Genomic DNA, 19,699 nt, shown 5'->3' on the forward strand with positions numbered 1-19,699 from the left:
AGGGGTATCGTGTGACCATGTCCTCCGCCCGACCACCCGGTCGCCCGCGCACCGGCGTCAACGACGTGGTCTTCGCGACGACGCTGAGCGCGATCCACGAGCTCGGCTACGCACGTGCCACCGTCGAACGCATCGCCGCCGCGGCCGGCATCGCGAAGACGACGATCTACCGTCGCTGGCCGTCGAAGGGCGAACTGATCGTCGACTGCCTCTTGAACGCGTTCGGCCCGGTGCCGCTGGAGGGCTCCGACCGGGCCGAGTTCATGTCCTTGGGCATCCGCTGGATCGCGGCGAAGATCGCCGAGCCCGGGGTGGGCGACGCGTTCGCGGGCGTGTTCAGCGACGCCGTCAGCGACCCCGCACTCCGCGAGGTGCTGTCCACACGACTGCAGGACCCCTACCGGCTCGCGCTCCAAGACGCGCTCGACGAGCCGGAGGAGCGCATCGTCTTCTTGATGGACGTCGTCATCGGAACCCTGCTCCACCGGATGGGCATGACCGGCGAGCCGATGGTCGACGCCGACGTCACCGCCCTGATCGAGCTGGTCCTCCCGCACTTCACCGACGACCCCCGCTGACGACGCTCGTCCCCCTCACACCGAGAGGGCGAGGTCGGCGACGTTCCCCGCTCCGCCGGGAACGCCTTCGACCTCACTTTTCCGGGGGGTTCGGGTGACGGGGGCGGCGGTGATTGTGAGATCTTCTTCGGGGCGAAATGGGTGATCTTGTCATTTGTGGCGAGTGGTTAATTCTGTTTATCGATCGGCCCTATGTGAGGGCGGGTCAGGGGCGGCCTGTGAATGGTGATTCCCCTGGGGTTGATGTGGTTGAGGCGATCCGGGTGAACGTGGTCTGACCTGCGACGATGCCGATGTCGACTGCTTGCGGGTGAAATCTGACCGTATGGCTGGCGGACTTTGTGAGAAGTCGTCATGTGCGAATGGTGAGGCTTCTCATTCGAGCGTGGCCTGCGTAGACTCCCGGCACCCGCCACACCCTGCGAGGTGTCCGAATTGCCCCTGCGGGGTAGGCGGAGAAGATCGTCTCGATGACGGTCTCCGCAACGCCCTGTCGAGGAGGACGGATGTCTGGGCTTTCCCTGTCGAGCCCGGCCGGCGGTGCAGAAGTCGATCTCGGCGGCGGCGACCTGACCCTGGTCGCCGTCGTCGGAGTGGTCGCACTGCTGGCGCTGGTCGTCGCCGGATGGCTGGTACGGGAGGTGCTGGCCGCGGGCCAGGGCACCGACAAGATGCAGAGCATCGCGCGGGCGGTGCAGGAGGGCGCGGGGGCGTATCTGCAGCGCCAGTTCCGCACCGTGGCGGTGTTCGTCGTACTCATACCGCTGCTGCTCCTGCTGCTGCCCGCCGACGACACCGGGGTCCGGATCGGGCGCTCGGTGTTCTTCGTCGTCGGGGCGCTGTTCTCGGCGATCACCGGGTTCGCGGGCATGTGGCTGGCCGTGCGCGGCAATGTGCGGGTCGCGGCGGCGGCCCGTGACGGGGACCTCGCCGCCGAGCGCCGGGCCATGCGGATCGCGTTCCGCACCGGCGGTGTGGCCGGCATGTTCACCGTGGGCCTGGGGCTGTTCGGCGCGGCCGTGGTCGTGCTGTCGTACCGCGGCGGCGCGCCGGGCGTGCTGGAGGGCTTCGGGTTCGGGGCCGCGCTGCTGGCCATGTTCATGCGGGTCGGCGGCGGGATCTTCACCAAGGCCGCGGACGTGGGCGCGGACCTGGTCGGCAAGGTCGAGCAGGGCATCCCCGAGGACGACCCCCGCAACGCGGCGACGATCGCCGACAACGTGGGCGACAACGTCGGCGACTGCGCCGGCATGGCGGCCGACCTGTTCGAGTCGTACGCGGTGACGCTGGTGGCGGCGCTGATCCTGGGCACCGCCGCGTTCGGGTCCGAAGGACTGGTGTTCCCGTTGATCGTTCCGATGATCGGCGTGATCACCGCCGTGATCGGGATCTTCGCGGTGGCGCCCCGGGCCGGCGACCGTTCGGGGATGACCGCGATCAACCGCGGGTTCTTCATCTCCGCGCTGATCTCGGCGCTGCTGGTGGCGGTGGCGGCCTTCGCGTACCTGCCGTCCTCGTTCGCCGACCTGAACGGCGTGACCGACGCCGAGATCACCGGGCTGGGCGCCGACCCGCGGTGGGTGGCGCTGGGCGCGGTGCTGATCGGCATCGTGCTGGCCAGCGCGATCCAGTTGCTGACCGGCTACTTCACCGAGACCAACCGCCGTCCCGTGCGGGAGGTCACCGAGAGCGCCAAGACCGGCCCGGCCACCGTGATCCTGTCGGGCGTCTCGCTGGGTCTGGAGTCGGCGGTCTACTCGGCGCTGGTGATCGGCGGCGCGGTGTACGGGGCGTTCCTGCTGGGCTTCGGCAACACGACGGTGGCGCTGTTCGCGGTGGCGATGGCGGGCACCGGGCTGCTCACCACGGTCGGCGTGATCGTGTCGATGGACACGTTCGGGCCGGTCTCCGACAACGCGCAGGGCATCGCGGAGATGTCCGGCGACGTCGAGGGCGAGGGCGCCAAGGTGCTGGAGCGCCTGGACGCCGTCGGCAACACCACCAAGGCGATCACCAAGGGCATCGCGATCGCCACCGCCGTGCTGGCGGCCACCGCGCTGTTCGGCGCGTACCGGACGACCGTGGAGGAGGCCCTGTCGGGCGCGTCGGCGGAGGCGCGCGAGGCGCTGGACGAGTACGCGGTGTTCAGCCTGTCGATCGACTCGCCGAACGTGCTGATCGGGCTGATCATCGGCGCCTCGGTGGTCTTCCTGTTCTCCGGACTGGCGATCATGGCGGTCAGCCGGGCGGCCGGCCGGGTGGTGGTGGAGGTGCGCGAGCAGTTCCGCACCAAGCCCGGGATCATGGACTACACCGAGAAGCCCGACTACGACCGGGTGGTCGACATCTGCACCCGGGACGCGCAGCGGGAGCTGGCCACGCCGGGCCTGCTCGCCATCCTGACGCCGATCGCGGTGGGCTTCGGCCTGGGGTACGCCCCGCTGGGCGCGTTCCTGGGCGGCGCCATCGCGGCCGGGGTGCTGATGGCGGTGTTCCTGTCCAACTCCGGCGGCGCGTGGGACAACGCCAAGAAGCTCGTCGAGGAGGGCCATCTCGGCGGCAAGGGCAGCGCCGCCCACGAGGCGACCGTGATCGGCGACACCGTCGGCGACCCGTTCAAGGACACCGCGGGCCCGTCCATCAACCCGCTGATCAAGGTGATGAACCTGGTGTCGCTGCTGGTCGCCGACGCGGTCGTCACCTACGCGGCGAACGTCCCGCTCCGTATCGGGGTCACCGCCGCCGCGCTGATCGTCGTGGTGGGCGCGATCGTGTGGTCCAAGCGTCGCGTCTCCGACCTGGGCGCCGGCGACGCTCCGCCGCCGGCGGCCGCGGCACCGGAGATGGCCTCGGTCGCCGCGCCGGCCGGCCCGGCCCCGACCGAGTCGGTCCCCGCCGCCGAGCCCGCGCCGTCCGCGCCCAAGGAGCCGCTGACCACCGGGAACGGCACCGAGGCGGCGGGCGACGCCGCCACCGAACCCAAGTCCACCTGATCCGACGACCCCGGGGCTCCCCGCCCGTCCTCTCGTGAACGCGCACGCGACCACGGGACGATCGACGGGGAGCCCCGTCGCCTGTGGGGCGGAGGACGGGAACGGCGGAGGAATCACGCGGACCGGGTGAAGGGGGCCGGGGCACGGGGCCGTACGCTGGATGCGCCCCGGACGCCGCGCATGAGCCCGACCGGCGGCGGCGCGACGGGACCGAGAACGATCCACCACTGACGGCATGTGAAGGGAATCGGCGGATGAACGGCGAGAAGGCTCCGTTGACGGGGGCGAAGGGGTTCGCCGTGATCGTCGGCGGCATGTTCGCGATCATGGCGGTGCTCTGGGCGATCGCCGCTCTGGCCGCTCCTTGATCACTTCTGACCACCCCTGATCACCCCGGCGCTAGGGTGAGCGGATGCCCACGCTGATCGTCCTCCGTCACGCCAAGGCCGCCGAGGGCGCGGGCCTGGCCGACATCGACCGTCCCCTGGCGCCCCGGGGCGGGCGGGACGCCGCCGCCACCGGTGACCGGCTGCGCGCCGACGGCCTGGTGCCCGACCTGGTCCTGTGCTCGACGGCCGTCCGCACGCGCGAGACGCTGGAGGGCCTGGCGCTGGAGTCCCCGGTGGAGTACGAGCCCGGGATCTACGACAACCGCGTGGAGACGCTGCTCTCGCTGATCCGGGAGGTCGACGACGAGGTGGGCCGACTGCTGCTGATCGGCCACAACCCCTCGGCGCACCAACTGGTGTACGACCTGACCGGGGACGCCCCGGAGGCGTTCCCGACCTGCGCGATGGCGGTGATCGAGCTGCCCGACGGGTGGGCGGACACGCGGCCCGGCACCGGGACCCTGACGCTGCACCGGACGCCCAGGGACTGAGTCCCGGCGTCGGGCTAGGCGCCGGGGGAGTCCTCGGCGTCGGCGGCCTCGATCTCGTCGCGGGAGATGCCCAACAGGAACAGGATCGTGTCCAGATACGGCACGTTGACGGCGGTGTCGGCGGCCTGGCGGACCACCGGCTTGGCGTTGTAGGCGATGCCCAGCCCCGCCGCCTGGAGCATGTCCAGGTCGTTGGCCCCGTCGCCGATCGCCACCGTCTGGCTGATCGGGATGCCGGCCTCGCGGGCGAAGTGCTCCAGGGCGCGGGCCTTGCCGGCGCGGTCGACGACCTCCCCGACGACCCGCCCGGTGAGCTTGCCGTCGACGATCTCCAGCGTGTTGGCGGCGGAGTAGTCGATCCCGAGGTCCTCGACGAGGCCGTCGGTGACCTGCGTGAAGCCGCCGCTGACGATGGCGAACTTGTAGTCCAGCCGCTTGAGCGTCCGGACCAGGGTGCGGGCCCCGGCGGCGAGCCGGACCTTGTCGCGGACCTCGCCGATGGCCTCGGCGTCGAGGCCAGCCAGCAGCGCCACCCGTTCGCGGAGGGAGCCCTCGAAGTCGAGTTCGCCGCGCATGGCGGCCTCGGTGACCTTGGCCACCTCCGGCAGGCAGCCGGCGTGCTCGGCCAGCAGTTCGATGACCTCGCCCTGGATGAGGGTGGAGTCCACGTCCATCACGATCAGCCGCTTGGCGCGCCGGTGCAGGCCCGCCCGCTGGACGGCGATGTCGACCCGCTGCTCGACGGCCTCGGTGGCCAGCGCGGCGCGCAGCCCGTCCGGGTCGGCGCCGGAGACGTCCAGCTCGATGCAGGTCACCGGGTTGCTGGCGAGCCGGCCGATGCGGTCGATGTTGGCCCCGTTCGCGGCGATCCGGCCGGAGATCCCGGCCAGCGCCGCCGGGTGCAGCGGGTTGCCCAGGACGGTGACGTGCAGCCGCCCGCGTCGTCGTGGGGCGGCCTTGTCGCGGCCGGTGGACAGCTCGACCTCCATGTCGAGGTCGGCCGCCACCCGTTCGGCCGCCGTCCACACACGGCCGATGTCGGTGCCCTGGTCGTACACCAGGAGGACGCCGAGGACGAGGCGGCCGCGAATCACGACCTGCTCCACGTCGGCGACGGTGAGGGGGAACCCGGCGAGCGTCGTGAACAGGCGCGACGTGACGCCTGGGCGGTCGCGGCCGGTGAGCGTGATGAGCAGCGTGCGCTGTGACCCGTCCATGCTGCCGCCTACGCTACCGGCCGGTCCGCACTGCCCGATTCACCGGGGGCGGGGGAGCAGCAGGTTGAGGTCCCCGAACTCGTGCCACAGATAGCCCTCGGCGAGGGCGGCCTCGTACGACTCCTCCAGGAGACGGGCCCCGGCGATGGCGGTCAGCATCTGCAGGTGGGACGAACGGGGCTCGTGCAGGCCCGTGAGGAGCCCGTCCACGGCCCGTACGCCCTTCTCCGGGGTCACGACGTGCTCCGTCCACCCTTGAGAGGCCACCACCTCGCCCGAGGCCGCCACGGCCGTTTCCAGGGCGCGGACGACGGTGGTGCCCACGGCGATCACGCGCCCGCCCTGCGACCGGACGTGACCGACCAGGGCAGCGGTCACCTCGGGGACCTCGTAGCGCTCGGGATACGGGGGTTCGTGGGCCTCCGGGGAGGCGACGCCCGTGTGCAGCGTCAGCGGGCTCATCAGCACCCCGCGCGACACCAGCCGCGTCACCAGCTCCGGGGTGAACGGACGGCCCGCGCTGGGCATCTCCGCGCTGCCCTCCCGCCCGTCCAGCGCGAACGCGGTCTGGTACGCGCCCGTCGGCCAGTCCCGCTGCACGTAGCCGTAGCGGATGGGCATGCCGTGCCGCCGCAGATACGGAAGCACATCGGTGCTCAACCGGGCCTGCCACAGCCGCTCGGTGCGCCGCCGGACCAGGGTGAGGGTGACTCCCCCGGGCATCGGGATCCACTCCCCGGGATTGCCGCCCCCGTACGGCCGGCCGGCCTTGCCCACGCGCCGCCGCAACTCGACGAGCCACGTGTCGTCGCCCTCGGCGTACGGGGTCGAGAAGTGCACCCACAGCCGGTCGAGGCGTACGGCGGCGGGCAGGGTCGCCGAGGTGTTGACCACCAGCAGGTCGCCGGGGGACAGCAGCTCCGGCAGATCGGTGAACGCGTGATGAGAGACCCCGTCGTCCCGGGAGACGAGCAGCCGGACGCCGTCGCGGGCACGGCCGCGCGCCTCGGGCGGCTCATGGGCCTCCAGCGCCGACGGAAGCACGAAGTCGATCATGACCGTGCCTCCACCCGACGGGCGGCGTACACCCCGAACAGCGCGATCCCGGCCAGCAGCACCGCGCCGACGCCCATCCCCAGTTCGAGCCGGTCCGTGCCGAACGCGGTGACCAGCGCCCCCGTGAGCCCGACGGCCAGCGAGGCGCCCAGGGTGTCGCTGAGCTGGAGCGCCGAGGAGTTGACGCCCTGCTCCTCCTTCGCCGACTGGTTGAGGACCAGCACGCTGAGACTGCTCAACGCCAGCCCCATCCCGGCCCCGCCGATCACCCAGGCGGGCGCCGCCCACCATCCGCCCACCTGAAGGGCCACCGACACGGCCACGACCCCGACCGACACGAGGACCGCGCCGGCGAACACGAAGAACGTCCGGGGCCGCTTGCTGCGCCCTTGGTACTGGGACGAGGCCGACCAGCCCAACGCCCCCACGGTGAGGACCAGACCCGCCTCACTGGCGCTGAACCCGTGCAACGAGGTCAGCGCCAACGGGATGAACACGTCCGTCCCGAAGAAGGCACCCGCCAACACGCCCCGCAGCACCACCGTCGTCGGCACGCCCCGCCGCAGACGCAGCGCCCCTGCGGGCAGCAGCCTCGGCAGGCCCCAGCCGAGCCCGGCCAGCCCCAACGCAGCCGTCGGCAGCGACAGCGGGCCCAGGTCGTCCACCGCGTACAGCAGCGAGCCCGCACCCAGGGCGGCGGCGAAGGCCGCCCGCACCCGACCCGGCCGCGCCGGCGCGCGCTCCTCCGGGGGCCCGATCGACCGCAGCGCCGGAACGAGCATCAACGCCGCCGGGATCACCAACGGGATCAACCCGAGGAACACCCAACGCCAATGCACGTGCTCGGCGATCACACCGCCGATCCCCGGCCCCACCAGCGAGGGCACCACCCAGGCCGTGGACAGCGCCGCGAACACCCGGGGCCGCAGCGCGTCCGGATACACCCGGGCGATCACCACGTACACGCCGACCAGCGCCAACCCCGAGCCGATGCCCTGCACCGTCCGGCCCACGACCAGCACCCACATGGACGGGGCGGCCCCCGCGATCACCAACCCGGCCACGAACGTCGCCAGCCCGATCATCAACGGCCGCGTGGGCCCGATGCGGTCGATCCAGCTCCCCGCCAGCACCGTGGCGAGCATGCTGGCGATGAGCAGCGAACTGAAGACCCAGCCGTACAGCGCCAGCCCGTCCAGGTCGTCGGCCACCACCGGCATCACCGTGCCGACCGCCATCGCCTCGAACGCGAGCAGCGTGATGACCAGCACGATGCCCAGCGTGGGCAGCCGGTGGCCGCCGCTCAGCAGACCGCCGGGGGCATCGGCGGGTTTCTTGATGTCCGTGCGCAACTCCTCGGTCATGGTCATGACGACGCCCCGATCTCCGCGGCCCGGTAACGGCCGCTCGACGGCCGTTCGGTGATCAGCCGGTGCAGCGCGGCGGCGGCCACAGCGGGGGGCGGAACGTCGGACAGGTCGTCCGCGGGCATCGCCTCGGCGAGCATACGTGTCCGCATTTCGCCCGGATCGACCCACCACACCGCCAACGTCCGCTCCTCGGCCGCCAAGACGTTGGACAACTGCTCCAGCGCCGCCTTGGTGGCCCCGTAGCCGCCCCACGTCTCGTAGCCCTCCACGGCGGCGTCGGAGCTCACGTTGAGGACCGCCCCGCCGCTCGCCCGCAATGCCGGAAGCAGCGCCTGGATCAACGCCAGCGGGGCCAGGGAGTTGATCCGGAACGCGTCCGCCAACGCGTCGAGGGGCTGGTCGGCGAGCCTGGGCAGCGGCGTCGTACCGAGCGTGCTCGCGTTGTTGACCAGCAGGTCGAGCCGCCCCCCGACCGCCGCGACCAACTCGGCCCGATGCGCCGGATCGGCGACGTCCCCGGGGATCGCGGTGACCGGGCCCGGCCCGCCGGCCAGATCCGCCGCCGCCTCCGCCAACTCGGGAGCGCCGCGCGCGGTGAGGAAAAGGGTCCAGCCGTCCCCGGCCAGGACCCGCGCCAACGCGCGGCCCAGCCCCCGGGAGGCTCCTGTGATCAACGCCGTTCTCGTCATGCCCCCGACGCTAGAAACCCGCAGCCCCCACCACATCGGCCGCCCGGTCCGCCCCCGATCGTCACTTGGTCCTAAGACTTGTTTGTTTGTGGGGGGCGACCCCCCACGCCCCCCGCGCCCGGTCGTGGAGATCTCCAGGCGGACGGCCCTCCGCTGGGGCTCCGGGCCGTCCGCCTGGAGCGACCGGGCACCGGTGGGTGGTTGCGCCGGCCCCGCGCCTGGTCTGGAGGTCTCCGGGCCGTCCGCTTGGAGCGACCGGGCACCGGTGGGTGGTTGCGCCGGCCCCGCGCCTGGTCTGGAGGTCTCCGGGCCGTCCGCTTGGAGCGACCGGGCACCGGTGGGTGGTTGCGCCGGCCCCGCGCCTGGTCGACCGAGGGTCGAGGTATCGGGATGAAGATCTCATCAGGGTGGATACCGCCCGGGAGGGACGTCGGTGCCGGTGGTGCCGGGGCGCGGGATGACCAGGTTGTCGCGGTCCTCGGCCCGCAGTCTGATTCGGGAAGGGCCCTCCGGGGAGTACGGTCTGCAACGTGGGCACAGAGCGCGACATCTGCGGGGAGCCGGGGGCGACCCTGCACGCGGTGAGTTCCGCGGTGCTCGCCGTCACCCGGCACCTGTCGGTGCACGAGGTGCTCCAGGTGATCGTCCGGGCCGCCGCGCGGCTGCTGGACGCCCGCTACGCGGCGCTGGGCGTGCCCGACGACGAGGGGTCGTTCGCCGAGTTCGTGGTCGAGGGCGTCACCGACGCCGAGTGGAACGCGATCGGCCCGCTGCCCCGCCAGCACGGGATGCTCGCGGTGATGCTGAACGAGGGCGCCCCGCAGCGGCTCGCCGACATCCGCCGGGAGCCCGAGTTCGGCGGCTGGCCGTCGGCGCACCCGGTGCTCAAGGACTTCCTCGGGGTGCCGATCCGGGACGGCGAGGACGTGCTGGGGATCATCTTCCTGGCCAACCGGCGCCGGCCCGGCGGCTTCACCGAGGGTGACGAGGAGCTGCTCACCCTGTTCGCCGCGCACGCCGCCATCGCGATCACCAACGCCCGGCTGTACGAGCGCGACCGCGAGCTGACCGTGGTCGAGGAGCGCAACCGGCTGGCCCGGGAGCTGCACGACGCCGTCTCGCAGAAGCTGTTCTCGCTCCGGCTGACCGCCCAGGCCGCCGCCGCCCTCGCCGAGAAGGACCCGGCCCGTACCGTGGCCGAGCTGGCGCAGGTGCAGCGGCTGGCCGGCGAGGCGCTGGCCGAGCTGCGGGCGGTGATCCTGGAGCTGCGCCCCGCCGACCTGGCCGGGGACGGGCTGGTGGCCACGCTGCGCAAGCACGTGGAGGTGCTCGACCGGGCGTACGACGCCGAGGTGGACCTCACCGTCGAGCAGGAGGCCGCCGCCGTGGCCGCCGCGCTGCCGGACGAGCACGAGACCGTCGTGTTCCGCGTCGCGCAGGAGGCCATCCACAACGCCCTGCGGCACGCCGGCGCCGAGGCCGTCCGCGTACGGCTCGACGGCGGCGACGGCGGGGGGCTGGTGCTGGAGGTCGCCGACGACGGGGCCGGGTTCGATCCCGCCGTGGCCGACCGGCGACCCGCCCGCGCGGGGCGCGCCGGACGCGCCGGGAGCACCGGGCGGGAGGGGCTCGGGCTGACCTCCATGCGCGAGCGCGCCGAGTCCGTCGGCGGCGCGCTCACCATCGACTCCCGTCCCGCCAAGGGCGCGGGCACCCGGGTACGGCTGGAGGTGCCCGGTGCCTGACCCGACCGGCGAGGCCATCAAGGTGCTGATCGCCGACGACCATCCGGTGGTCCGCCAGGGGCTGCGGACGTTCCTCGGCGTCCAGGACGACATCGACGTCGTCGGCGAGGCCGGGGACGGCACGGCGGCGGTGGCGCTGGCCGAGACGCTCCGGCCCGATATCGTGCTCCTCGACCTGAACATGCCGGCGGGCGGCGGTCTGGCGGCGCTCGAGGAGATGCGGGCGCGCAGGCTGCCCGTGCGGGTGCTGGTCCTGACCAGCGTGACGGAACGGGGGCATGTGCTGCCGGCAGTACGGGCGGGCGCCGCGGGGTATCTCTACAAGGACGTCGACCCGCCCGCGCTCGTTCAGGCGATCCGGGCCGTGCACGACGGCAACGTGCTGTTCGCGCCGGAGGCCGCCGAGGCGGTGCTGGACGGGGAGCCGCCGACCGGCGGCGGGGAGCCCGGCTCCGCGCCGCGGCTCACCGACCGGGAACGCGAGGTGCTCGTGCAGATAGCACTGGGCCGTTCGAATCGGGAGATCGCCCGTGCGCTGGTGGTCTCCGAGAAAACGGTCAAAACCCATGTCAGTAATCTGCTCATGAAGCTGGGGGTGCAGGATCGTACTCAGGCGGCTTTGTACGCCGTCCGCCACGGCCTGGCCGACGGCTGAAAGAACTCCATTGTCCGGATCGTCATCGAAATCGGTATGAACGTAACAATCAAGTATGCGGCAGGCTCCGACATAGGCTGCGTCCGAGAGAACAATGAGGACTCGGCCTACGCCGGGTCGCGGCTCATCGCGGTCGCCGACGGCATGGGCGGGTACGCGGGCGGCGAGGTCGCCAGCTCCACCGTCATCGGCTCGTTGCGCTCACTGGACGCCGACGTCCCCGTTGACGAACTGGAGGGCGCGCTGGGCCGTGCGGTGGCCGAGGCCAACGAGAAACTGCGCATCGCCCGTGAGGAACGCCCCGATCTGAGCAGAATGGGTACCACGCTCACCGCGATGTTGTGGTCGGGGGCGCAGATCGCGCTCGCCCACATCGGTGATTCGCGGGGTTACCTGCTGCGCGACGGCGAGCTATTCCAGATCACCCAGGACCACACGATGGACCAACTGCTCAAGGCCGAGCAGGGTCGCGATCCGGCCGAGCCCAATGAGGCCTCCCGGCTGTCCCATGTGCTCTATCGGGTGCTCGACGGACGCGAGGACCGCGATCCCGACCTGCGCCGCCGCGAGGCGCTGCTGGGCGACCGCTACCTGCTGTGCTCCGACGGGCTCTCCGGCGTGGTGGATCCGCAGACGATCTACGAGGTGCTGTCCGAGCAGCCCGAGCCCGCCGACGCGATCCGCAGACTGATCGAGCTGGCCAGGGAGGGCGGCGGCCCGGACAACATCACCTGTGTGATCGCCGACGTGGTGGAGGGCGACCCGGCCCGGACCATGCGCGACCCGCAGGTCGTCGGGGCCGCGGGGCAGCTCTAGACGCCGCCCGTCCGCCCCGCCGCCCCGTGCGCCCGGCGCCGCCCCCAGGCCCGGGCGGATCCCGTCTCGCCCCAGGTCACGGTCTGGTCGCGGATGTCCTTGTTCGCTTGACCTTGCTAGGGTCGCACCCGGTATACGGGTCATTCGGACATTCAGTGGACAGTGCCATCACTGCGGAGGGGTCTTCATGGCGGGGGTGCCGGGCGCGGCCGGCGCCGGGACGTCGTACGGCGTCACCGGTGTCGTCGACCGGGTGCACTCCGCCGCGCGGCGCGGCGTCCTGGGCGTGGCACTGCGGGTGGGGGCGATGGCCGTGGCGGCCGTCGCCGTGGCCTGGATCCACCGTGTGAACGACCCCGGCGTGCTGTGCCCCCTGCGGGCGCTGACCGGGATCCCCTGTCCCCTGTGCGGCGGAACGACCGTGTTCATCGAGCTCGGGGCCGGGCATCCGGTCCGGGCCGCGGCCGCCAACCCGGTCGTGCTGGTGGCCGCGGCCGGTCTCGCCGTCGCACCGCTGGGCCCCGGAGGCCGATGGTGGGCGCTCCGGCCGGGCACCCGTGCCCGGCTGCTCGGAGCCGCCCTCGTGGCTTCCGAGCTGTGGCAGCTCGCCAGGTTCGATCTCCTGCGCATGTAGGCGAGAGGCCGCCGCGAGGCCGCGAGCGTGAGTGCGTGTCCGCCGTTGGTGAGTTTCACGGAGCCCGGCGGGTCTGACGGACGTCAGACGGAACCACAGGGTCAATCAATAAGGAGTGAGCGTGGGCAATCCCTACGACCCGTACGGCCAGCAGCAGCCTGGGTACGGTCAGCAGCCCGGGTACGGCCAGCAGCCCGGTTACGGGCAGCAGCCGCCGGCCCAGCCGGGTTATGGCCAGCCGCCGGCCCAGCCCGGCTACGGCCAGCCCTCGGCTCAGCCGGGCTACGGTCAGCAGCCGCCGCAGCAGCCCGGTTACGGCCAGCCCCCGGCCCAGCCCGGTTACGGCCAGCCCCCGGCTCAGCCCGGTTACGGCCAGGACGTTCATCACCACTACTACGGCGGCGGCCAGATGCACCTCGCCGAGTGGGGGACCCGGGTCGGCGCCTTCCTGATCGACGCCCTGATCTACGCGATCCCGGTGATCCTCTTCGTCATCCTGGGGACCGCCATCGCCAGCGCCGGCGACTCCGCCGCGGTGGGCTCGCTGTTCTCGCTGCTCGGGTACGTGGTCGGGTTCGGCGTCATCCTGTGGCAGAAGTACGTCGAGGGCACGACGGGCCAGACCATCGGCAAGCGGGTCGTCGGGATCCGGCTCATCCGCGAGGACACCGGCCAGCTCACCGGCTTCGGTCTGGCCTTCGGTCGCTACCTCTGCCACTTCCTCGACGGGCTCGCCTGCTACATCGGGTACCTGTGGCCGCTGTGGGACCAGAAGAAGCAGACCTTCGCCGACAAGATCGTTCGCACGCTCGTCGTCCGCGTCTGACGACCGCACCGCGCGTCGCGGGGCGTCCCGGGTCCTCCGGGGCGCCCCGTCGTCGTTGCGACGCCTTGCGGGCCGTTCAGGGCACGGGATCGAACGCGCTGTTGTGCGCGGCCACCCGGGCCCGGCGGACGGCCCGGTCGAGCAGCCGCAACGCCTCGTCCCGGCGGCGCATCTGCTCGGCGGTGAGCCCGTGGCCCTCGAGCCTGCGGGCCAGGTCGACCACCAGCGCCAGCCGCCCGGCCAGCGCCGCCACCCGGTGGGCCCGCGCCGGGTAGCCGGGGGCCAGCGTCGCCCCGCGCTCCGGGTCGCGCAGGTCGGCGAGGGCGTCGGCGATCTCCGGCGGCACCCCGGCCGCGCCGTCCACGGTGAGCAGCGCCTCGGTGGCGGCCCGCATGGCCAGCGTGAGCCGATGGTCGGCCTCGGCCAGCGACGGCACGTCCGCGATGCCCGGCCGGGCCTCGTACGCCTGCCAGCGGATGCCCACGTAGGACGAGCCGCGCCGGTCCTCCACCGGGACGAGCCCGACGGGGCCGTCCCGGGCGACGGCCAGCACCGCCTCGCCCGCCTCCACCGCCGCCGCGTTGAGCGCGGGCGGCCCCGTCAGCCCCAGCGGATCGCCGGGGGCGGGGAGCGCCAGCCGCAGGGTGGTCATCCCGGCCACCCGCAGCACCGCCAGCCCACGCCGCAACGGCAGGTCGCCGGGATCGTCGGGGAGCCCCGCCACGATCTGCGGCGTGGTCGTCTCCTCGATGGCGTCGACCGCCTCGTCCAGGCCCACCTGGCCGCACAGCCAGGCATTCCCCCAGGCGACCAGCGCCGCGGCCGAATCCCGGCGCGGAGGGAACGCGTCCTGCATCAAGACCACCCTGACTACTTAGCGCAGTGATGTCCCTGTCATGGTGAGTGTCTTCCCCGTCCGATGTCCAATCATGGGGTGGGAGAGTTCACCTCGCCGCCGGCCGATGCTCTCCCCTCCTTGCTCTTCGCCCATGAGGCGTTCTGATGACATAGGTTCGATCCTGCGAGGCGGATCCCCGGGACGGCGGGTCCCGAGGGCTCTGGGACGAGGGAACAGGGGCGGATGAGCGGCGAGGTACTCCAGCTCCGCGGTGTCGGGGTTCGGCGCGATCAGTCCATGCTGCTGCGCGACGTCACATGGAACGTCAACGAGAACGAGCGCTGGGTCGTCATCGGCCCCAACGGCGCGGGCAAGACCACGCTGTTGCAGATCGCGGCCACGATGCTGTTCCCGTCCGAGGGCGAGGCCGCGGTCCTGGGCGAGGAGCTGGGCCGCACCGACCTGTTCGAGCTGCGTCCGCGCATCGGCTTCGCCAGCTCCGCGCTGGCCGAGAAGGTCCCGCCGGACGAGAAGGTCATCGACCTCGTGCTGACCGGCTCGTACGCGATCATCGGCCGCTGGCACGAGGAGTACGACTCCACCGACGTCACCCGCGCGGTGGAGCTGCTGGACGCCCTCGGCTGCGCCGAGCTGATCCGCCGCAGGTTCGGCACCCTGTCGGAGGGCGAGCGCAAGCGGGTCCAGATCGCCCGCGCGCTGATGCCCGACCCGGAGCTGCTGCTGTTGGACGAGCCCGCCGCCGGCCTCGACCTCGGTGGTCGCGAGGACCTGGTCGGCCGGCTGTCGACGCTGGCCAACGATCCGATGGCCCCCACGATGGCGCTGGTCACCCATCACGTGGAGGAGGTCCCCGAGGGCTTCACCCACGCGATGCTGCTGCGCCGCGGCTCCGTCGTCGCGATGGGCAAGGTCGACGAGGTGTTCACCGAGGAGCACCTGTCGCGGGCCTTCGGGCTGCCGCTGCGGGTGGAACGCCAGTACGGCCGCTGGTACGCCCGGGCCGCGCGCTGATCGCTCTGGAGCGTTCCGCTCAGGCCCGCAGCAGGTTGACGATGGCGGTCACGCCGACCGCCACGATGATCCCCCGCAGCACCGCCGGCGGCAGCCGTCGCCCGGCCGAGGCCCCCACCAGTCCCCCGAGGGTGGAGCCCACGGCGATCAGCAGCGCCGCGATCCAGTCGATCTCGGTCCCCCCCACCGCCCACACCGCGATGAAGACCACGGCGGCGGCCCCGTTGGCGACGAAGGCCAGCACGTTCTTGACGCCGTTGAGGCGCTGCAGGTCGTCGTTGAGGAAGATGCCGAGCAGGGCGATCAGGATGATGCCCTGCGCCGCCCCGAAGTAGCCCCCGTAGACACCCGCCGCCAGCACGCCCGCCCACAGCCAGGGCCCGCCGTGCGGGTGCGGATGCTCACGCCGCTCGGCCAGCCAGACGTTCAGCCTCGGCTGCACCACCACCAGCACCAGCGCCACCAGGATGAGCACCGGCACGATCACCTTGAACGCGCCCGGCGGCAGCCCCAGGAGCAGCGTCGCCCCGATCAGCGTGCCCGCCAACGAGCCGGCCCCGAGGCGCGCCAGCCGTGCCCGCTGGCCCTTCAGCTCCTCGCGGTACCCGTACGCGCCGGCCGCGGACCCGAACACCAGGCCGATGTTGTTGGACACGTTGGCCGTCACCGGCGGGAACCCGAGCGCCACCAGCGTCGGGAACGTGATCAGCGTCCCCGAGCCCACCACCGCGTTGATGCCCCCGGCGGCCACGCCGGCCGCGAACACCGCGGCGGCCTCCAGCCCGTTCACCCGATCCCCGCAAGTCTCGCCACGTGCCGATCGTAGGGAAAGGGCCGGTCACAGGCCCCGCCGGGCCTGGTGGTGAACGTTCAGGGTTTGCGGGCGACGCCGCAGAACGCGGTGACCTCTTCGGGCTCGCCCCACGGGGTGGCCTCGGGACGCCACCGCGACACCGACACCACGCCGGGCTCGATGAGCTCCAGGTCGTCGAAGAACGCGGCGATCTGCTCGGGGGTGCGCAGCCGATAGGGGTCGCCCGCCTCGGCGCGGGTCTGCTCCGCCTGCGCGGCGGCCTGCGGGTCCACCGCGTTGGTGCCGTCCTCCAGGGCCAGGTAGCTGCCCGACGGCAGGGCCGACACCAGGTGGTCGCGGATGTCGACGGCCTCCGCGTCGTCCCACACGTTGCCGAGGATGCCCAGCATCATCAGCGCCACCGGGCGCTCGAAGTCCAGCGTGCGGGCCGCCTGCTCCAGAACGTGGCCGGGGTCGCGGACGTCGGCGTCGATGTACTCGCACACGCCCTCGGGCGTGCTGGTCAGCAGGGCGCGGGCGTGCACCAGGACCAGGGGGTCGTTGTCCACGTAGACGATCTTGCAGCTCGGGTCGACGCGCTGGGCGACCTCGTGGGTGTTGTCGACCGTGGGCAGGCCGGTGCCGAGGTCCAGGAACTGGGTGATGCCGGCCTCGCCCGCCAGGTACCGGACCGCCCGGCCCAGGAAGGCGCGGGCGTGCCGGGCGACGTCCACGATCCCCGGGTACACCTCGCGGACCTGCTCACCGACCTGCTGGTCGATGGGGTAGTTGTCCTTGCCCCCGAGCCAGTAGTTCCAGACCCTGGCCGAGTGCGGGGTGGAGGTGTCGAGCACGGGCGCCGACTCGTCGGGCGAGGGCGTCGGGTCGGTCATGGAGGCACCCTTCGGCGGAGAGGTGTGCGGGCTTCGACGCGATCATGCCGGCCCGGCCGCCGGGGACCGCACGAAATGACCACATTGCCCGAAGGCTCGCCGCCCCGACGTCAGCCGGCGTCGCGGAGGGCGGGGGACTCGTCGGGGCGCGTGTCGTTGACCGGGTGCTCGACCAGCGCCAGGACGCGGCTGGCCATGAACCGGGCGGTGCGGACCGCGGTGCCGCTGCGGGTCACCTCGCTGACCTCGACGACGCCGCGCCGGGTGGTGATCTCGACACGGCGGCCCGCGCGGGTGGCCTTGACCTCGTAGATGCGGGTGGCCTCCCCGGCGTCGATGACGATCTCGACCCTGTCACCCTTCATGAGCCGCTCCCCGCTCGAACGTATATTCGAGGTATACCCGGCCAGAGGCCGTTCAACCGGGAAGAACGCCTACGGGACCGCGCGGACCTGGAGCGTGCCGTCCTCGATGACGCGGGTCTCGAAGGAGGGCTGGCGGCCCGTGGCGGGGCCGTGGACGACGGCGCCGTCGCTGACGCGGAACGTGCTGCCGTGCCAGGGGCAGACCACGCAGGTGTCCTCGTTCTGGTCGGCGACGATGCGGCCCTGATGCAGAGGGCCGCCCAAGTGGGCGCAGCGATCCGCCAAGACGTGGATCTCGTCGCCCTCGCGCATCACGAACAGGCTGATGTAACCCAACCGCCGATGCACCGGCCAGCCGTCCGGCAACTCGTCCGCCGGGCACAGGTCGTGCCAGCCCAGCGAGGTCAGATGCGCCACCTGATCGGCGTGGTTGGCCCCGGCCGCCTGCCGGAACGCCAGATGTCCGCCCAGATAGCCGCCCGTGAGCAGGGCGGTGAGCCCGGCGTAGCCCAGCATCCGGCCCACACCGCGGCGGCCCTGGCGGCGGGCGACCAGGGACGCGGCGTACAGGACGGTGGCGGCGCCGACGGTGGAGGCGTGAACGAGACCCACCCGCTGCTGCTCACGGTGCAGCGCCGACCAGTCCGCCCAGCCCGTCAACACCGTCGGAACCGCCCCGGCGAGCCCGGCCGCGACCAGGGTCTGGGCGGCGCGGTCGGTGCCGGGCAGCAGGTCCAGGATCGCGACCGACATCCAGCAGCCGATCGGCACGTCCGTCAACGGCGGGTGCGCCGGGTGCCCGGCGGGAACCCCGTGCAGCACGTCCTTGGCGGGCCCCGGCCCCAGGATCCGGTTGATGGTCGAAGAGATCGAGCGGATCGCCCCGTCGAGCCCGTCGGCGTGCTCCAGACCCTCCGCCACATCCGCGGGATGCGTACGCGGCATCGGCCGGGTTCCGCGCCGGAACATCTTGCTCGCCCGTCCACTCATCGAACCCCCTGAACTGGGTACGGTGCGCCACTCGCTGAAGCGCGGGCGCCCACCCGGGACGCCGGATGCGACATTAGCCCTCCCTACCCCAAACCGGCCAACTCTTCCCTTTGTGGGGGGCGACCCCCCACGCCCCCCGCGCCCGGTCTTGCGATCTTCAGGTGGGCTCTTCCCTATGTGGGGGGGCGACCCCCCACACCCCCGCGCCCGGTCTTGCGATCTTCAGGTGGGCGCCCCTCCGCTTGCGCTCCGGGGCGCCCACCTGAAGGACCGGGCAAGGCCCCCGGGTGGCTGACCTGGTGTGGAGGACGGGCCGCTCCCCCGGTGGCTGATCTGGTGAAGGGCGGGTCGCTCCCCCGGTGGGCTGAGGTACGCGTGTCCGTCACCTTCGTGGCACTGGGTCGGCGGCGCAGCGGAAGCCCATGTGCGCCGTGGTGGAGTCCGGGGTGTTGCTGGTGCGGGCGGCCACCCGGTAGCGGTTGCAGTACGACTCGTGGCACAGGAACGACCCGCCCCGAATGACCCGTGCCCCGCCGGCCGGGGGGCCCTTCGGGTCGTTGCGCGTGTCGGGGGACTCCGTGGCGTGCCAGTCGCTGCTCCACCGGTCCGAACACCACTCCCAGACGTTCCCGGCCACGTTGTGGAGCCCGAAGCCGTTGGGGGCGAACGCGTTGACGGGGGCGGTGCCGGTGAAGCCGTCCTCGCCGGTGTCGTGGTGGGGGAACTCGCCCTGCCAGATGTTGCACCGGTGCCGTCCGCGCGGGGTCAGCTCGTCGCCCCACGCGAAGCGGGCCTGGTCGAGGCCGCCCCGCGCCGCCTTCTCCCACTCGGCCTCCGTGGGGAGGCGTTTGCCCGCCCAGGCGGCGTACGCGGACGCGTCGTTCCAGGACACATGGACGACGGGATGGTTGGGGCGGCGTTCGATCGAGGAGCCGGGGCCCTCCGGCGCCTTCCAGTAGGCGCCGGGGACCGCCGCCCACCAGGGCGCCTCGGACACCCCGCCGTCCAGGACCGGGGCGCCGGGGAGCAGATGGGCGTGGAAGACGAACGACCACCCGAACCGCTCGGCCTCGGTGACGTACCCGGTGTCCTTGACGAACGCGGCGAACTGTCGGTTGGCGACCGCGTGCCTGTCGATCAGGAAGGGAGAGACCCGCACGGTGCGGACCGGCCCCTCGCCGTCCTGAGGGAAGGCGTCGGGGTCCGCGCCGCCCATCCGGAACTCGCCGCCCGGGATCGCCGCCATGCCCTTGGCGACCTCCTGCGGCGTCCGCTCCGGGATCGCGAAGTCGAACGCCGGGCGGCGGGAGAGCGTGGGCATTCCGAGCG

19 protein-coding genes are annotated in these 19,699 nt (G+C 72.5%); 9 read left to right on the forward strand and 10 right to left on the reverse strand.

All coding sequences use genetic code 11. The features are described 5' to 3' along the window. The first annotated feature begins 17 nt into the window (after positions 1 to 17). The 3 genes from DFJ69_RS14700 (at position 18) to DFJ69_RS14710 (ending at position 4,451) form a co-directional block, all read left to right on the forward strand. Positions 18 to 578, forward strand: a complete 561-nt coding sequence (locus DFJ69_RS14700) for a TetR/AcrR family transcriptional regulator (protein WP_116026638.1) — start codon at positions 18 to 20, stop codon at positions 576 to 578. A 506-nt stretch (positions 579 to 1,084) separates the two neighbouring features. Beyond that, on the forward strand, positions 1,085 to 3,571 hold the full coding sequence (locus DFJ69_RS14705; protein WP_116023010.1) for a sodium-translocating pyrophosphatase: 2,487 nt from the start codon (positions 1,085 to 1,087) through the stop codon (positions 3,569 to 3,571). A 412-nt stretch (positions 3,572 to 3,983) separates the two neighbouring features. Further along, positions 3,984 to 4,451, forward strand: a complete 468-nt coding sequence (locus DFJ69_RS14710; RefSeq protein WP_116023011.1) for a SixA phosphatase family protein — start codon at positions 3,984 to 3,986, stop codon at positions 4,449 to 4,451. Between the two features lie 14 nt (positions 4,452 to 4,465). Here DFJ69_RS14710 and serB read toward each other — a convergent pair whose 3' ends face one another. The 4 genes from serB to DFJ69_RS14730 are packed head-to-tail and all read right to left on the reverse strand — an operon-like array spanning position 4,466 to position 8,783. Further along, entirely contained in the window at positions 4,466 to 5,668 is a 1,203-nt protein-coding gene (serB, locus tag DFJ69_RS14715; protein ID WP_116023012.1) for a phosphoserine phosphatase SerB, read from the reverse strand. A gap of 39 nt (positions 5,669 to 5,707) precedes the next feature. Beyond that, positions 5,708 to 6,724: an S-adenosylmethionine:tRNA ribosyltransferase-isomerase gene (locus DFJ69_RS14720; protein ID WP_116023013.1), complete on the reverse strand. Its 1,017-nt coding sequence runs from the start codon at positions 6,722 to 6,724 to the stop codon at positions 5,708 to 5,710. Then, on the reverse strand, positions 6,721 to 8,094 hold the full coding sequence (locus DFJ69_RS14725; RefSeq protein ID WP_116023014.1) for an MFS transporter: 1,374 nt from the start codon (positions 8,092 to 8,094) through the stop codon (positions 6,721 to 6,723). Before DFJ69_RS14725 ends, DFJ69_RS14720 begins: the two co-directional genes overlap by 4 nt. Further along, entirely contained in the window at positions 8,091 to 8,783 is a 693-nt protein-coding gene (locus DFJ69_RS14730; protein ID WP_116023015.1) for an SDR family NAD(P)-dependent oxidoreductase, read from the reverse strand. Before DFJ69_RS14730 ends, DFJ69_RS14725 begins: the two co-directional genes overlap by 4 nt. Before the next feature lie 530 nt (positions 8,784 to 9,313). Between DFJ69_RS14730 and DFJ69_RS14735 the strand changes: the two genes are divergently transcribed. From DFJ69_RS14735 to DFJ69_RS14755, 5 genes are all read left to right on the forward strand, one after another. Next, positions 9,314 to 10,528, forward strand: coding sequence for a GAF domain-containing sensor histidine kinase (locus DFJ69_RS14735; RefSeq protein WP_245974380.1), 1,215 nt, complete (start codon positions 9,314 to 9,316; stop codon positions 10,526 to 10,528). Next, positions 10,521 to 11,183 carry a response regulator gene (locus DFJ69_RS14740; RefSeq protein ID WP_116023016.1) on the forward strand — a complete coding sequence of 221 codons (663 nt, stop codon included), beginning with the start codon at positions 10,521 to 10,523 and terminating at the stop codon, positions 11,181 to 11,183. Before DFJ69_RS14735 ends, DFJ69_RS14740 begins: the two co-directional genes overlap by 8 nt. Before the next feature lie 36 nt (positions 11,184 to 11,219). Continuing rightward, positions 11,220 to 11,999 carry a PP2C family protein-serine/threonine phosphatase gene (locus DFJ69_RS14745; protein ID WP_116023017.1) on the forward strand — a complete coding sequence of 260 codons (780 nt, stop codon included), beginning with the start codon at positions 11,220 to 11,222 and terminating at the stop codon, positions 11,997 to 11,999. Positions 12,000 to 12,186: 187 nt separating this feature from the next. Next, positions 12,187 to 12,633 carry a DUF2752 domain-containing protein gene (locus tag DFJ69_RS14750; protein WP_116023018.1) on the forward strand — a complete coding sequence of 149 codons (447 nt, stop codon included), beginning with the start codon at positions 12,187 to 12,189 and terminating at the stop codon, positions 12,631 to 12,633. Positions 12,634 to 12,754: 121 nt separating this feature from the next. Next, complete coding sequence (locus DFJ69_RS14755) at positions 12,755 to 13,459, forward strand: RDD family protein (RefSeq protein ID WP_211328624.1); 705 nt, start codon at positions 12,755 to 12,757, stop codon at positions 13,457 to 13,459. Positions 13,460 to 13,535: 76 nt separating this feature from the next. On the opposite strand, the gene DFJ69_RS14760 is transcribed toward DFJ69_RS14755, so the two are convergent. After that, complete coding sequence (locus DFJ69_RS14760; protein ID WP_116023020.1) at positions 13,536 to 14,315, reverse strand: hypothetical protein; 780 nt, start codon at positions 14,313 to 14,315, stop codon at positions 13,536 to 13,538. 225 nt (positions 14,316 to 14,540) lie between these two features. Between DFJ69_RS14760 and DFJ69_RS14765 the strand changes: the two genes are divergently transcribed. Beyond that, positions 14,541 to 15,329 carry an ABC transporter ATP-binding protein gene (locus DFJ69_RS14765; RefSeq protein ID WP_116023021.1) on the forward strand — a complete coding sequence of 263 codons (789 nt, stop codon included), beginning with the start codon at positions 14,541 to 14,543 and terminating at the stop codon, positions 15,327 to 15,329. A gap of 19 nt (positions 15,330 to 15,348) precedes the next feature. Here DFJ69_RS14765 and DFJ69_RS14770 read toward each other — a convergent pair whose 3' ends face one another. The 5 genes from DFJ69_RS14770 to DFJ69_RS14790 form a co-directional block, all read right to left on the reverse strand. Continuing rightward, a complete protein-coding gene (locus DFJ69_RS14770; RefSeq protein WP_116023022.1) occupies positions 15,349 to 16,119 on the reverse strand; it encodes a sulfite exporter TauE/SafE family protein in 771 nt (256 codons plus the stop codon). Between the two features lie 80 nt (positions 16,120 to 16,199). After that, the gene (locus DFJ69_RS14775) at positions 16,200 to 17,015 is read right to left on the reverse strand and encodes an SAM-dependent methyltransferase (protein WP_116023023.1); all 816 of its coding nucleotides are present in this window, start codon (positions 17,013 to 17,015) and stop codon (positions 16,200 to 16,202) included. A 110-nt stretch (positions 17,016 to 17,125) separates the two neighbouring features. Then, positions 17,126 to 17,380, reverse strand: a complete 255-nt coding sequence (locus DFJ69_RS14780; RefSeq protein ID WP_116023024.1) for a hypothetical protein — start codon at positions 17,378 to 17,380, stop codon at positions 17,126 to 17,128. 69 nt (positions 17,381 to 17,449) lie between these two features. Then, on the reverse strand, positions 17,450 to 18,325 hold the full coding sequence (locus DFJ69_RS14785; RefSeq protein ID WP_245974382.1) for a Rieske (2Fe-2S) protein: 876 nt from the start codon (positions 18,323 to 18,325) through the stop codon (positions 17,450 to 17,452). A 427-nt stretch (positions 18,326 to 18,752) separates the two neighbouring features. Next, positions 18,753 to 19,616 (reverse strand): formylglycine-generating enzyme family protein, encoded by an 864-nt coding sequence (locus tag DFJ69_RS14790; protein WP_211328972.1) that lies wholly within the window; start codon positions 19,614 to 19,616, stop codon positions 18,753 to 18,755. Between the last annotated feature and the right edge of the window lie 83 nt (positions 19,617 to 19,699).

This window comes from Thermomonospora umbrina (assembly GCF_003386555.1).
Taxonomy (GTDB): domain Bacteria; phylum Actinomycetota; class Actinomycetes; order Streptosporangiales; family Streptosporangiaceae; genus Thermomonospora; species Thermomonospora umbrina.

Coding starts and splice junctions, on each gene's coding strand:
- DFJ69_RS14700 (WP_116026638.1), top strand. CDS start 18: ATGTCCTCCGCCCGACCACCCGGTCGCCCGCGCACCGGCGTCAACGAC.
- DFJ69_RS14705 (WP_116023010.1), top strand. CDS start 1,085: ATGTCTGGGCTTTCCCTGTCGAGCCCGGCCGGCGGTGCAGAAGTCGAT.
- DFJ69_RS14710 (WP_116023011.1), top strand. CDS start 3,984: ATGCCCACGCTGATCGTCCTCCGTCACGCCAAGGCCGCCGAGGGCGCG.
- serB (WP_116023012.1), bottom strand. CDS start 5,668: ATGGACGGGTCACAGCGCACGCTGCTCATCACGCTCACCGGCCGCGAC.
- DFJ69_RS14720 (WP_116023013.1), bottom strand. CDS start 6,724: ATGATCGACTTCGTGCTTCCGTCGGCGCTGGAGGCCCATGAGCCGCCC.
- DFJ69_RS14725 (WP_116023014.1), bottom strand. CDS start 8,094: ATGACCATGACCGAGGAGTTGCGCACGGACATCAAGAAACCCGCCGAT.
- DFJ69_RS14730 (WP_116023015.1), bottom strand. CDS start 8,783: ATGACGAGAACGGCGTTGATCACAGGAGCCTCCCGGGGGCTGGGCCGC.
- DFJ69_RS14745 (WP_116023017.1), top strand. CDS start 11,220: ATGAACGTAACAATCAAGTATGCGGCAGGCTCCGACATAGGCTGCGTC.
- DFJ69_RS14750 (WP_116023018.1), top strand. CDS start 12,187: ATGGCGGGGGTGCCGGGCGCGGCCGGCGCCGGGACGTCGTACGGCGTC.
- DFJ69_RS14760 (WP_116023020.1), bottom strand. CDS start 14,315: ATGCAGGACGCGTTCCCTCCGCGCCGGGATTCGGCCGCGGCGCTGGTC.
- DFJ69_RS14765 (WP_116023021.1), top strand. CDS start 14,541: ATGAGCGGCGAGGTACTCCAGCTCCGCGGTGTCGGGGTTCGGCGCGAT.
- DFJ69_RS14775 (WP_116023023.1), bottom strand. CDS start 17,015: ATGACCGACCCGACGCCCTCGCCCGACGAGTCGGCGCCCGTGCTCGAC.
- DFJ69_RS14780 (WP_116023024.1), bottom strand. CDS start 17,380: ATGAAGGGTGACAGGGTCGAGATCGTCATCGACGCCGGGGAGGCCACC.
- DFJ69_RS14785 (WP_245974382.1), bottom strand. CDS start 18,325: ATGCCGCGTACGCATCCCGCGGATGTGGCGGAGGGTCTGGAGCACGCC.
- DFJ69_RS14790 (WP_211328972.1), bottom strand. CDS start 19,616: ATGGCGGCGATCCCGGGCGGCGAGTTCCGGATGGGCGGCGCGGACCCC.